This is a genomic window from Aliiglaciecola sp. 3_MG-2023 (assembly GCF_030548205.1).
GTDB lineage: Bacteria > Pseudomonadota > Gammaproteobacteria > Enterobacterales > Alteromonadaceae > Aliiglaciecola.
The window spans coordinates 126,934-140,212 of the sequence record NZ_JAUORV010000008.1 but is presented as its reverse complement, the minus strand read 5'-3'; the positions used below and the strand labels follow the sequence as shown (position 1 = coordinate 140,212).

The window sequence follows — 13,279 nt, the reverse complement described above, 5'->3', positions numbered from 1 at the left end:
ATCAGCGACTATTTGTACATGCGATTTTAAAAAGGTGCAGGGCAAAACCCTTGCACCTTCTTACCTGTTGTAGGATGTTCAAAGTCTACACTTTCTGCATGTAACATGAGTCTATTGGCTCTTTGGTAACTCTCTTCAGTCCCATATAAATCACAGCCTAAAATAGGATGCGTTAGATGTTCGCTGTGGATCCTTAATTGATGCGTTCTACCGGTTTGTGGATGAAAACGAATTCGAGTGGAACAAGGATTATCTAATCGCTCTAACACTGTATATTGAGTTATGGCTTCTTTGCCAGTAATAGAACATATTTTCACTTTTGGAAACAAGCTAGGATCTTTAGCGATAGGTTGACTGATTTGACCGTAATCTTGACAAACGTGTCCATGCAACACACTCACATAGGTTTTTTGTACTATGCGCATCTGGAATTGCTTCCCTAAGTGGCTATTAGCCTGTTTATTCAGAGCAATTACCATAATACCTGATGTACCAAAATCCAAGCGGTGAACCATAGTGGCAGAAGGGTATTCTTGTACTAACCGAAAATGTACTGAGTCGGAATTTATGGGGTTTTTACCTGATAAAGAAAGCAAACCACTGGGCTTGTTAATAAGTAACATCGACTCATCTTGATAAAGTATGCTGATTTTTTCTAGGCATTTTGGTGCTACAAAATTATCAACAATCGTACTTTTCGTTGATGATGGTTTGGCAATAATGGAGTTATTGTCCACAAACAAAATCTCGCCACGAACTTAAAACCTGAATGAAGTCGTCTAATCCACACCCTGAAACAGATTCTTGATCATATAACTCTGTACCTTCTGGCAGCTCATCAGGCCCATCCATATCCAAATCTTTTGACCTGACTTCTACCTCATCACAATCCAGTCGAAGATTAAATTCTTTCCCCTCCAACAGATACCCTTTCATTTGGTGTTTCTGTAATGCGTCAATTGCCGTAAAAAGTGCAGATATGTTATCTTCCCTTGTTCCAAGTTCTTCTGTAAACCAACGTGAAAATGCCTCATGGCCCATCTCGAACTGAGCCTCTGGCTCACCTTGCAAATTGCGTATAAATTGATAATTCATAAGGACCTTATTGATGATTGGGTGACAGGTTTTTATAAATCTCGCCTTTGTATTCAAGATGCGTTAAGTAAACACGCACATCAAACTCAATTTGGTGATAATTGGGCAACATATGGCAACAAAGTTGATAAAACGCTTTGTTGTGATCCTTTTGTTTCAAATGGGCGAGTTCGTGTACCACTATCATATTAAGAAATTCAATAGGTGCATTTTTAAACAATGTACTAATGCGTATTTCATTTTTACTTTTAAGCTTACCGCCCTGCACTCTTGATACAAAACTATGCAACCCAAGGGTATTTTCAACAACGTGAATCTTCTTATCAAATACCACCTTACTCAGCGGTGCTGACTTTTTGATGTATTGATTTTTCAGTTCAAGAACATATTCACGCAGTGCATTGTCGTTAGGCACGCTATTCACCAGCGGATACTTCTGAAGCAGATAATCGGTTAACCGGTTTGAATCTAGCAATTCAGTTATTTGCTGCTGTAAGTCAGGGGAATACGCAGATAAATATTTAAGAGACGACACAAGTTTACTTTTGAAAATGAATGAATGCCTAGTTTAACTCGCGGCCACCAGTTAGTCACTAATCGCGTTTATCCGTAGTCTCCTTGTCAACACATCTAAATCACTTTTATAATCTTTGCTACACAAACTTCACACTTTACTCGAGTAAACTGCGCTAAAACTGCACAAAAACCACACCTAAACTCCACAATTAATCACGAACTAACATTTATTTAACCTATCTATCCCTTAACGCCTATCGCAATTCACCTCATATAACTGTTCTATACAAATAGAAGGAAAAAAGCCGTAAATGATAAATAAATTAGAATAGTAGGAATAAATTAATGAATAAACGTTATTTAATCATCCCCTTATCAATCGGCCAACTGACTATGATTTCGGCATGTGGAAGTGGTGAATCGGAAACTGCTTCCAACTCAGACGCTGTAACATTAGCAACAGCAGAGATAAGCCAGGATAACCAAACCAACCAACAAAGAGGCGGAAGTAACACTCGCTCTTCCCAAGGGATAGATGAAGATGTTGAAGTAAGAAGAAACAATGAACTCAATCGGCCGGGAAGAGATGAGATGCAAATGAATGAACAAGACGGTAGAGAAATTCGCTCCTATGACGGCACCAGTAATAATCAACAACATCCGACTTGGGGCGCTACTTTTACCCATTTACAACGTATTGCCGAAGCAAACTACACCGACGGAATATCGTCTATGGCGGGAAGCACTCAAAAAAGTGCGCGAGAAATAAGTAACTTATTGGTTTCTCAGGCCCAAGGCCAAAGCATTGAAAACAGTTTTGATACCAGTGATTACCTATGGCAATGGGGGCAGTTTATCGATCATGATATAGGCTTAACAGATGGCAGTACACCTGAACAAGAGAACATACCCGTCCCACGAGGGGATGTATTTTTTGATCCCAATGGCAGCGGAGAAGTCGTTATTCCTTTCAACCGTGCTATTTACGATCCTGATACGGGTACAAGTATTGAGAATGTAAGAGAACAGGAAAATGAAATTACTAGCTGGATAGATGGATCAATGATTTATGGTTCTGATAATGAGCGCAACAGTGCCTTGAGGGTTGGAGATAATAGCCCGTTTTTAGCAACCAGCAGTAACAACCTGTTGCCATTCAATACCGATAATATCCCCAATGCAAACGGCTTTGTCACTGATCCTAGTCGCCTTTTCATCGGTGGCGACTTACGGGTTAATGAACAAGCCGTGCTCACCGCTATGCACACGGTTTGGCTACGTGAACACAATCGTATTGCTAGAATTTTACAGTCTTCGCAAACCAATGCTTCCATCGAATCAATCTATGAGCAAGCGAGACGTTTAGTTATAGCCGAAATTCAAATTATTACCTATAACGAATATTTGCCTGCATTGCTAGGTGAAAACAGTATGCCTGATTACCAAGGCTATGATGAAACCATCAACCCAACTATTTATAATGAGTTTTCCGCTGCGACCTATAGATTAGGCCACAGTGAAGTAAGTGACAGTATTTTGCGACTTGACGCAGATGGCAATACCATTGAGGAAGGTAACCTAGCCATTCGCGATGCGTTTTTTACTGGCATAAACTTATACCAAAATGAAAATGATATTGATCCCGTGTTGCGAGGTTTGGCGAAACAAAGACACCAAACCATAGATACGCAAGTGGTCAATGGTTTGCGAAATTTCTTATTCGGAACCCCTGGATCTGGCGGCTTTGATTTAATTTCCCTTAATATTCAGCGTGGCAGAGATCACGGTTTAAACACCTATAACCAAACGCGAATAGCAATGGATTTAGAAGCCAAAGTCAGTATTGCCGACATTACCACCAACACCAGTTTACAAGCAGGACTGTTCAATGCCTATGGTTCGGTTGATGATATTGAGCTTTGGATCGGCGGCTTAGCCGAAGATCCTTTGACATCTCAAGGCTCACAACTAGGCGAGCTATTTACCGCGATTAATGTGAAGCAATTTGACGAATTAAGGGCCGGCGATCGCTTTTGGTACAGCCGGTACTTAACTGATGATGAACTCGAATTCGTCGAAGATGTCACCCTAGCAGAAGTGATCCGCAATAATACCAACATAGGTGACGAACTACAGGACAATGTATTTTATGTGGAGTAATTGAAAATTCGATACAGATAACCCAAGCACATTTTGAATGTGCAATTAAATGAGAATATGGAGTTAAATGTATATCTAGCACAAACAAAAAAGGCCTCGAATAATCGAGGCCTTGAATGTGGTTGCGGGAGCAGGATTTGAACCTACGACCTTCGGGTTATGAGCCCGACGAGCTACCAGACTGCTCCATCCCGCGCTTGAAACTGGTGATGATTAGATAGTGATTCATGTCACTTCCTTATCAAGAGGCGCGTATTATACATAGCCATTTGAGTAGTGCAAGTAGTGCGTTAAAAAAACACACTTAAAACGGCATTTAACTAGTAATAAAAAAAACAAAAATAAAAAGTTAAAAACAAAAAAGGCCTCGAATTATCGAAGCCTTGAATGTGGTTGCGGGAGCAGGATTTGAACAGGTTCTACGTATTCAAAAGATACTAAGAAAAACTCATAAGTGATTGATATAATTAAAATAATACCAACCTTTATTTTATGTCACCCACTTTTAGCAGTCAAATGGCATGCGCCAATAGCCACTTATTCCACAGGTAAAGGTCTACTTTTTAGAAAATTGCGATATATCAATTTATTTAAGGGTTATAGAGTACGGCACTTGAAATTGCGATTTTGGCATTCCATTGGCCTCAGCTCTTCGCACTAACCAAGCTTGCACAGTCATATTTATCTTACTTTCCTTTTTATTGAAACTGATTGTCATAAAATGTTCTTTAGTTCTTTCTTTCCAGTAACTAGAGAACCACCTCCCCCTTGTAACTTTGACGTTATATTTGGAATCATATTTAACAATCTGTGGCTCCCACGTCGTCTCAATATCAGGGAAAGATTCAGGCTTTATTGTGGGTTTCGCGGTAGCGACTGAATTAATTCCAGTCAGATTAGATGTTGGTGAGGCCACTATTTCAATTAATTTTGCCCCTTTATTTCCAAAACCTACTGAACAAATACGTCCAAAATGCACGTCACCAGACAGCACTACAATATCTCTACCAGAATGCGCTAACGCTTCTAATAATTCAGCGTACTGTCGCTTAAAACTATGTAAGTTGCGCTCATGTTTGTTCTTCTCAACTATCAATATTTGTGGGATAACTAAAACACCTGGCGTAGTTAAACCCTTTGCCCACCCAATTAGTTTTTTAAAACCCTTTTTATTTATAAACTGTGTTTTTGTTCGGGTTGAACGCAAATCAGCTATACAGAATGAGAGGTCATTACCAATAGTAAATGTTTCAACTGGGTTATGAGTTTGCTGAATACGCTCAACGCCATTTTTTGAAGCTGTACTCCATGCATTCCTGATTTTGGGTATTTTCAACATAAAGAGTGTCGGCACTAAGCTATCGTAGAAAGGATAATCGTTCCAATACTCATGATCATCCGGCAACATCCAAGTTGCGCCTCTAGAAAGCATACTGCCTAGTGCCTGCCAATGTTTCGCATAATCATCAGCTATTCGCTTTCTAACTTCATTTGTTAACGGTGATAATGAATCAGCGCCTATATCTAAATAAACCTGATCACCCACCATAAATTTAACGTCTGGCTTAATTGCGTTATTACCTTGAGAGTAAAGGTTTTTAAATGCTTCAGCGGTCGCTCCGTTATCTCGGTGTTCGTAGAAGCAACTATTTAACGATACTGTAAAGGCATCATTATTGGCTGTCGGCAATGACATTGGCAATGTATTGAAATAGGCAGACTTCAAATACAACCAATCACCTGCATATTCACCTGCATCGTCTTCAAGCTGTTGGAAAAGAGTTACTTGATAGTGTTGATTTGACTCTAAGTTTTTCAGCGTAGATAGTGTAAAAAATCGATTGCTTAGACGCAGTATGGGTCTTTCCCATTCTGCTCTCTTGATATCTATGCGTTTCAGTTCTTGCTTATCTTTGTAAACAATAAGTCGACATAGCACAGGCTTTCTTAAATAAGGAAATAAAGTACCTGCCCATATTTCCGCTGTAAAAGGAGTGACCTTATGCGGCACGAGACTCCACACTGAGGTGTCGGACCAAAACTCTGGTAAATTATTTTTCGAGACACTACGATTGATAACTTTCATGTTTACTCTCCATGTAAGTTGTAGGGGGTTATCAATAAACTGACTATTGGCTTCGCAAAGCGAATGAATCTATTTAAAGCGTAGTTCTCTCATTCCATTGCCGCAATTATTTGGCGTTTACAATTATTTTTTAATTTGAATTTCTTGGCGAAGAAAAAAGCTCGCCTCATCTAAACTCGTCTTTAAAATCGTCTTAACAATCTATGAGTGTCAGGATAAACAAAAAACTCTCACTATTGCTTTAAAAACAACCAGATTAACTTGCTTTTATTTCAATAAATGTATTTGAGATACAAAAATTGACCAACCAAAATACAACTATTTACTTATAGATGATGAAAACTTATCGGCGAATAATGAAATAAAACCCTTTATTGATGACCTGTTATAACGGCTAATCTGCATTAGCCAATCTTACGCTTTTCATATAGAAAGCTTGATCAAAACTGATAGACGGCACCCTGCCAGTGGCTGTCTATCAGATTGAATGGTTTCTAAGACAGGTGAATACGTGAAGCTAACCTTTACTAAATCAACATGCGAGTAGTAGACGGTGAACCATACATCGTAAACAAAGTAAATTTTTTATTCTAACTATCTCTATGGACACTAATGTTTTCCACCTTTAAATAGTTTTTTAACCTGAGTGACTTTCGCTCTTTCTATCTTCTTTTTTACGTTTAGCACAGTGTTACTAACTTTCGCTTCCAAATCCCCAAGTGAATTGACGAAATGTTCGGGGCCATTACTATTCTTACCTTTTTTTGAGACAATATAATTGTTCACTATTTCGTTGTGCTCTAGCCTTACTTCGTCAAATGTTTGACTTAATTTTGTTGCACCAGATCCCAATTCACCTATAAGTGCTGAATTCAGAAAAAGCGGTTCAAGTCCAGTTAGCAATGCTATCAGAAACCCCAGAACCGCAACCGTACTTTCAAAAAAATTTGTACCTATTACTAGGCCAAATACAATAATGGATGTTTTTGAAAGATAAGTGAAGAAAACCATAATCCTATATTTTCTAGATAAAATGGATTGAGTTTTTTTTAGCTCATTTATAGAATCTTCAAGTTTCTTTTGGTTAAAGGCGAAAGCTTGTTCAGTAGGATTCATATGTAAGGTCTAGGAGGAGGTTGGATATTGCTTTTTTTGGGTATCCAATGTGAGTCCTTTTTACTCTTGTCTCCAGTGGAAGCCTTCTTACAACCACCACCACCACCTTCTGAATCAGAGTTTTTTGGAAATACCACTACACAAATTGTCTCTTCGTTTCCATACCGATCTGAAACAGTCAATACTATCCTCCCACCTCTTTTAAAGGTTCTCAAATCAGCAGTAATCAACTTTTCTTCTTCTTTAGCAAGCTCGAAACTGCCACATTCTCCACACGGCATAAAGCCTGGAGGGGGAGGGTCATCTACAAAACACTTTATATCTAGGGTTATTTTTGACTGGTTATCTGAGCGAAATACTTTTGACTGACCAGCCTTAAAAGGTGTGTTTTCGAAACTATAGCTTATTTTTCCCATTATGCATTTTCCCGAAAAATGACTATTCAGTTCACTTAGTGATATTAATTAATTCATCAATATCAAATATAAATAAGGTTAGCACAAAAAAAAGTCGTAACCCTAATAGTCTGCTTGTGTCTGAGGCGGTAATTGGAATCAACTTAGCTGAATTCCGTTTCCCGCTCAGTACAGGCTGTGTGGGTAGGTCGAAGCCGATCGACTCAAAGCAGTCAGTTCAGATTTGAGCCACTAAACTACAGTCGCTGGCTAGTTCACATTTGCAGCTAGATCCACTAACATTACTTATGATTACAACAGGGATGATTGGTTATATCGCGAACGATATGACCTACAACTCCCCTGAAAAACAAATTAAGGATTAGGTATTTACTACTTTTGGGAACTCGAGACATATTATGTCTCGAATTTTCAATCCAAAATCACGTCAATTGTACGAAGTTGATTAAATTACAACTCCCAACCAACAGAAATGCTTAGCCAACCTTCCCCTTCGTGTTCCCAGTTTTGATCACCAATTCTATCTTGACCATAAACAATTCCAATGTTGACACTATCCCAGTTATTAATTAGAACGCCCGTCGCCCAAGTAAACCCAGACTTATTCTCATCCGTGACATTACCTTCATCATCAACTGATGATACTGAAACCTGCGTCAATCCGGCCGATAAAAAAGGCGTAAAAGTCACATATCGTTCGCTATATCCCCAAAAACTTGTATCCCATCCCCAGCCAGCATAATATCCCACTGTTGCATCACCAGAAATTGATTTATCACTAAGCCGATACTTAAACGGGACAATTAAAGGTCCACTTACCAACCCACCAAAACTTTGCTCTACTTTTTTCTCAATCGGGACACCTTGCACCTCTTCTTTCTTGAGGTAGTAAACTTTACCCTCGACAACATCGGAAACAGAGTAGGTTTTATAGTCATCTTTGGTTGCTTCCGCTTTAGGTTTTTTTTCAACTACCTGATAAATATCTAAAAATTCAATAGCATATTCATCATTATTGTCGTTATCCAAGACAACAAACTTAGATTGCTCGCCAACATCCTTGTCATATTTGACCGCGTCTTCACTCACTTTTAGATTGACTTTTGTTCTATAATTTATGTTTTCTTTCAATTCCTCCGAAAAAGATGAAGCTGATATTGTGACCAGGGTTAACAGAGTTGGTATGTGTAGTAATTTCATTTGAATCGTCCTTTTCTGATTTTTTAGTTGTTTTAACAATCCCCTCGGATAAAAAAAGGGGGAAGTTGGCGTGGTTTAACTCAAAAGGATCAGCAGCCAACAGTACCGATCTTTCTACTACCACTTGAAACTCTTTCCATTTATTCTTTAGATATTTTCTCAACGTCTTGTTTGATTGTTTGATTTGCTGCTATCGCACGATTTGCAGTGTCAATAGAGTTACTAGCTATTTTAGGGGCGTTCTGGAAAAACCAGCTCCCACCTCTTGATTTGAGTTTACTAAGGTTACTGTGTAATTCTGAAAGCTCTGATTCGAGCTGAGAGTGCGTATATAAAAGTCTTTTCTTTAAAACATCCAACTCATGCTTGGATAGCATTCCGTCTGCTAAGTCGATTTGATGCTCTAATTGTGAAATACGCGCCTGATAATTTTCTATTAAGAATTTTTGTTCTTGACTATCTAACTCTGCATATTGAAGTGCGCCAGATAGAGTCTCCACTTCTTTTTTTAGCGGTCGCTCAATAAAATAAACAAACGCTCCAAAAAGCCCACTACCACCACACAAAAGCGCAATAAGATTAATGGTGATAAAAAGTCCCACGTTTTTTGGTTTGTTTTTGTTGCTTGCTTCTTGCGATAAACTTACTTTTTCTGAGCTTGAACTTTCATTGTCGACTGACGTATCCATCCATCCATCCCTTAACATTTCATTAAGCCTTTAGTAGAAAGGTAATGATTTCCTTTTCAAATACTGAAAATCCGAAGCTTTTACTGTACATTTTTTGAGCTACAAGGTTATTATAGAGATAAAAAATTACCGCTGTCAATCTTCTTAACATACCTCTGTTAAATAGCATTGAAAAAAGAAAAAGAGCGTTAAATTTACTATAGATCACCAGAAATGAATTTTTAGGCCAGAACAAACTTAGTTAATTTCCCCCTCCTTACTAAGCAAAACTTTTTATATTGGTTTAACGATCTCTACATTCTCAGTAGCTTTGACTAAGCCTTTTAAAAACCTAATGGCTTTATCTAACTCATCTCTTTTGACAGTATGTAATTGATTGGGTGAGGTGGTTGCAATATGTGCGGCATCGCCACGTTTGGAGATAAGTGCATTTAATGCTGTTTTAGCTTGCGATACTTGATAATTATCCCAACACCAGCCAGACGTTATGTCTATTTCAAAATAACTTTTAAATAGTTGCTTGGTTTTATCTACATTTGGATTAAAAAAGCGCTTTAAGTCTTCATCAACTTTTCTCAATACAAAATTACCAAGCAAGCTGCCGTTGACTGATGCTAACCAAGAATCAATTTCTTCTCTAAAGCGATCTTTAACATACGTTTCCCAGGCAGCCATGGCGATGACCAAACCGGCTCTTTTTAGGGCTTCTGAATTTACATTGGTGGCAGTGTTTTTTTCGTTATCGAATCTTGAAAGTAATTGTTCTGCATCCTGTATTGCAACCTTAAACGACATCCCTGCTCTACTCATTTTACTTCTTCCTACTCGATATATGATTCAACTACATTTGCGCTGCAATATAGAGTATGCCATTTCGGAATCAATTTAAACAAAGAAGCAAACTAGGCTATTAATATATAAATTTAGAAAAGAACAGACTAAAAAATCATTTTTTCTTGCATCTAGCGACCCAAACCGCGCCACCAACCATAATCGCCATGGGCACTAAAAAAACCAAAATATCCATTTGTGCTTTTCCTCGTTGTAAATAATTAGAATTTTCCCGCAAAAAAATGGGATAAATGAACTTGTCTTTTCATCGATAAATATAGTGCCAATATTGCTCCTGCAAAAAAACTACTTAGTTTATTTTTTGATGCTGTCATCTTGCCCTTCCTTTTTAATTACTTTATAGATTTTCCTAACGTTAACTATTACATAGCAACAGACTTAAAACAGGTTTTGGAAACTTCCAAAATCCCCCATTTCCCATTGAAGCATTAGTCTCTTAATAAATAGTGAAAAGTGAAAAGGATTGGCATGAGTAATATTTTGCAGTACCCGAGATTTAGGGAAGTAGAAAAGCTACTTGTACTTCACGGGTTTGAGCTTTCTGAGTTTGATAGCGAGCAATTGTCAAACATTGAAAAAAGCATAAAACTGCTGCGTCGTGAACGCGGTTTCTTTTGTCCAACAATGTTAATTGCTATTGTGACGCTGCTTAATCATCACTGGCGACCAGATGATTTGGTAGCGTTAATTCCCGATAAAAATTAGCCCTATTTAACTAATCTGCGAGATTAAACATCCGATTCTTACGATCTTTTTATCGGGCAAAATTGATTAAATAAAATCTTTGCAATCGCGTTTTATTTCATTAATGTACTTATGTGCCTCCAAGAAATTAACAAGGAAACGACATGTTAGGCACACAACACATTACTACCTTTATTCAATCGTTATTTACACATAACCGCCCTGCTCTAAACGCTTACTCACCCTTTCTACGGGTGACAAAACCACTGATTGATTTATCTAAACGCGCCAATATCAACCAACACGCACGATATCTCAACAATGAAAATTGCTCTGAAGGAACAATACAACGCGCGTTGTGGCAAGAACAATCAGCGCTGATCACCGCTATGCTAGCAGGAGCAGATTTTAGAGCGTTAATACTCCAAGCTATAGCACAAATCGGTTACAAGGTTACGTCACTTTGTGAACGAAACCACCTCATATCAAGAAGCGGTGCTAGGGCTATTTTGTGGATAGCAAACCCAACAAAATTAACAGGGACAAATGATGAAACTTGGCAACAACACTCCATAGTAGAGCTGGGTGAAACACGAGAGGAGCAAAATTGTGATGCCGCGATTTATATCAGCCTAGGCGGTGTTGCAAATCAACATCGCTCATTATCGAAGAGTCACGATATATTTGTATTATCCGGCTGGGAAGTATTGCGGCTGTTACACGATACTGAATTATGGCGCTCCCCAACTTTTTGTTTGCTAAATAGCTCAGGAGGTCGCGCATGAATGATTTATCTATTCACGCTATCACTGTGCATCTACCCGCAACCAAGTATCCTGACTCGCTGGGTCGGAAACGAATTAAAGTGGCTATTCACTACGCAGAAAAGGACAAAGCCGAATGCATAGCCACTTTGTACTTGCCAATTAAAGAGACCGTCTATCTCATATCGTGGTTATCTACGGATGTCCCCCATCATCGCAGTAATGCAAAGCCTTTGGGGTTAATTAAGGCAGCTAAATTAGCCACATTGCTGACAGGCAAACTAGATATTGATTTCAAAAACGACTTTCAAGCATACCAATTTTACAAACAGCACTGTGATAGCAGCAAGCTTCGACTGCTCCTGGGAAATGACGCGGATGAAATCGCGCTGAAGTTAGAAATGAATCCACACCACAAAGTGCTAGGTGGTTACCTTGGCGGTGAAACAGAAAGTAAAGATAAAAGCCGATTTAAATCTGAGCTGTTTCGACAACTAAATAACTCTAATTTAATAAATCTTCTACTTCCTCAGCAAATCAAAAAGCGCAATGGAAAACGATTACCTAATACCTTCTGTCAACCGCTGAACAGCATAGAAATAAAAAGGAATGATGATGAATAAGATAAAAGTCATCGCGTCGATTATCGTACTTATTGTCTCCTTCGCTTTAATTATGCACGATATTGTAACGATTGGATTTCATGTGTTTTTGGGGGCGTTTATTTTTTTCTTCTACGCAATGATAACGTTTGAAGATCCACCCAAAATACGGGAGGTTAAACCTGTACCTTATATTTCTCCTGCGATGTTTTATGAAAATTTACGAAAAGAAAAACGTAGGCAATGTTTGGAAAATGTAGCAGTCCGAAAACAACGTCGCTTTAAAGCGTCCCGAAGTGATGGTTACTCTAGCTCACAAATGTTTCAGGATATGACTACTGTGACAGCATCAAGCATTTTATTTGCTGGCGACGACCTAATACTATCTGACATGGCATCATCCTTTGAAGAAACAACAGTTAATCCTGCGACCGGTGAATTTATGATTGGTGGTATCGGCGGAGTGGATACCAGTGGTAATCCCTATGGTACAGACTTGCATGATTCAAGTTCGGATAATCACATTGATGATATCGGGTTTGATTCAATCTCTGATACTTTCGACGACAACAATCTTTGGGATGATTCAAGCTTCAGTTCATTCGATGATGACTGGTAAAGGTGTAAGCAAAAACAAAGCGCCGACCAAACTCAGTTTGGCAGCACTTTGCTTCCCCGTAAAGGGAGTTCCATGTTCGATTGCTATCTACATCAAATCATATTGGGATTTCTCCTATAAGTGAATCGTCGGGCATATCAGCCGTTTAAAAGGGTTTGGTTTACAGCAATCGAACATGGACGGCTGATTTGTACTGGCTTTTTAAAGCAGCAGACATTGGCCTAATGTCTGCTGCTTTAGTGTCAAAGCGAGCGTCAATTTAACATCTTTGTCCAACTTCAAAAAAAACAGATTATGCTTTGTTTTTTTGCTGATAAGCAGCTTGCACTTGTCAGCATGACAAGCTGCCAAAAGGCGTTTGCAACGCAAACCAATAAACAGCGAAGCAAGCAGCAAACAAGGTTTGTGGCGTGCGTAGCCTGGCCCTGTCCGAAAGTGTTCGGACTGAAGGAAAATACGTTTTTGCATCAGCAAAAATTG

General features: G+C 38.7%; 14 protein-coding genes and 1 tRNA gene. 5 read left to right on the top strand and 10 right to left on the bottom strand.

The genetic code is table 11. From position 1 onward, the window contains the following. Nucleotides 1-26: 26 nt before the first annotated feature. From Q4574_RS11165 to Q4574_RS11155, 3 genes are read right to left on the bottom strand one after another with little or no spacing between them, the layout of a single operon-like run. A complete protein-coding gene (locus Q4574_RS11165) occupies nucleotides 27-737 on the bottom strand; it encodes an RluA family pseudouridine synthase (RefSeq protein WP_303474198.1) in 711 nt (236 codons plus the stop codon). Beyond that, complete coding sequence (locus Q4574_RS11160; RefSeq protein ID WP_303474197.1) at nucleotides 727-1,095, bottom strand: YacL family protein; 369 nt, start codon at nucleotides 1,093-1,095, stop codon at nucleotides 727-729. The genes Q4574_RS11165 and Q4574_RS11160 overlap by 11 nt, the downstream gene beginning before the upstream one ends. A 7-nt stretch (nucleotides 1,096-1,102) precedes the next feature. Next, the gene (locus Q4574_RS11155; RefSeq protein ID WP_303474196.1) at nucleotides 1,103-1,630 is read right to left on the bottom strand and encodes a M48 family metallopeptidase; all 528 of its coding nucleotides are present in this window, start codon (nucleotides 1,628-1,630) and stop codon (nucleotides 1,103-1,105) included. Nucleotides 1,631-1,956: 326 nt separating this feature from the next. Between Q4574_RS11155 and Q4574_RS11150 the strand changes: the two genes are divergently transcribed. Beyond that, on the top strand, nucleotides 1,957-3,771 hold the full coding sequence (locus Q4574_RS11150; protein ID WP_303474195.1) for a peroxidase family protein: 1,815 nt from the start codon (nucleotides 1,957-1,959) through the stop codon (nucleotides 3,769-3,771). A 119-nt stretch (nucleotides 3,772-3,890) separates the two neighbouring features. Here the strand turns inward: Q4574_RS11150 and Q4574_RS11145 are convergent. The 7 genes from Q4574_RS11145 to Q4574_RS11115 form a co-directional block, all read right to left on the bottom strand. Next, nucleotides 3,891-3,967: transfer RNA gene (locus Q4574_RS11145), tRNA-Met, on the bottom strand. 390 nt (nucleotides 3,968-4,357) lie between these two features. Continuing rightward, nucleotides 4,358-5,857 carry a hypothetical protein gene (locus Q4574_RS11140; protein ID WP_303474194.1) on the bottom strand — a complete coding sequence of 500 codons (1,500 nt, stop codon included), beginning with the start codon at nucleotides 5,855-5,857 and terminating at the stop codon, nucleotides 4,358-4,360. Between the two features lie 609 nt (nucleotides 5,858-6,466). Next, on the bottom strand, nucleotides 6,467-6,973 hold the full coding sequence (locus Q4574_RS11135; protein ID WP_303474193.1) for a hypothetical protein: 507 nt from the start codon (nucleotides 6,971-6,973) through the stop codon (nucleotides 6,467-6,469). Further along, complete coding sequence (locus Q4574_RS11130; RefSeq protein WP_303474192.1) at nucleotides 6,970-7,389, bottom strand: hypothetical protein; 420 nt, start codon at nucleotides 7,387-7,389, stop codon at nucleotides 6,970-6,972. Before Q4574_RS11130 ends, Q4574_RS11135 begins: the two co-directional genes overlap by 4 nt. 450 nt (nucleotides 7,390-7,839) lie before the next feature. Beyond that, on the bottom strand, nucleotides 7,840-8,589 hold the full coding sequence (locus Q4574_RS11125) for a hypothetical protein (RefSeq protein WP_303474191.1): 750 nt from the start codon (nucleotides 8,587-8,589) through the stop codon (nucleotides 7,840-7,842). A 140-nt stretch (nucleotides 8,590-8,729) separates the two neighbouring features. Beyond that, a complete protein-coding gene (locus Q4574_RS11120) occupies nucleotides 8,730-9,278 on the bottom strand; it encodes a hypothetical protein (RefSeq protein ID WP_303474190.1) in 549 nt (182 codons plus the stop codon). A gap of 273 nt (nucleotides 9,279-9,551) precedes the next feature. Further along, complete coding sequence (locus tag Q4574_RS11115; protein ID WP_303474189.1) at nucleotides 9,552-10,088, bottom strand: HEPN domain-containing protein; 537 nt, start codon at nucleotides 10,086-10,088, stop codon at nucleotides 9,552-9,554. Nucleotides 10,089-10,598: 510 nt separating this feature from the next. Here Q4574_RS11115 and Q4574_RS11110 point away from each other — a divergent pair. The 4 genes from Q4574_RS11110 to Q4574_RS11095 all read left to right on the top strand — a co-directional run bounded on the left by Q4574_RS11110 (nucleotide 10,599) and on the right by Q4574_RS11095 (nucleotide 12,799). After that, nucleotides 10,599-10,835, top strand: a complete 237-nt coding sequence (locus Q4574_RS11110) for a hypothetical protein (protein ID WP_303474188.1) — start codon at nucleotides 10,599-10,601, stop codon at nucleotides 10,833-10,835. 143 nt (nucleotides 10,836-10,978) lie between these two features. Beyond that, complete coding sequence (locus Q4574_RS11105; protein ID WP_303474187.1) at nucleotides 10,979-11,599, top strand: hypothetical protein; 621 nt, start codon at nucleotides 10,979-10,981, stop codon at nucleotides 11,597-11,599. Further along, nucleotides 11,596-12,201, top strand: coding sequence for a hypothetical protein (locus tag Q4574_RS11100; RefSeq protein ID WP_303474186.1), 606 nt, complete (start codon nucleotides 11,596-11,598; stop codon nucleotides 12,199-12,201). Before Q4574_RS11105 ends, Q4574_RS11100 begins: the two co-directional genes overlap by 4 nt. Next, nucleotides 12,194-12,799, top strand: a complete 606-nt coding sequence (locus tag Q4574_RS11095) for a hypothetical protein (protein ID WP_303474185.1) — start codon at nucleotides 12,194-12,196, stop codon at nucleotides 12,797-12,799. The genes Q4574_RS11100 and Q4574_RS11095 overlap by 8 nt, the downstream gene beginning before the upstream one ends. Nucleotides 12,800-13,279 lie beyond the last annotated feature (480 nt).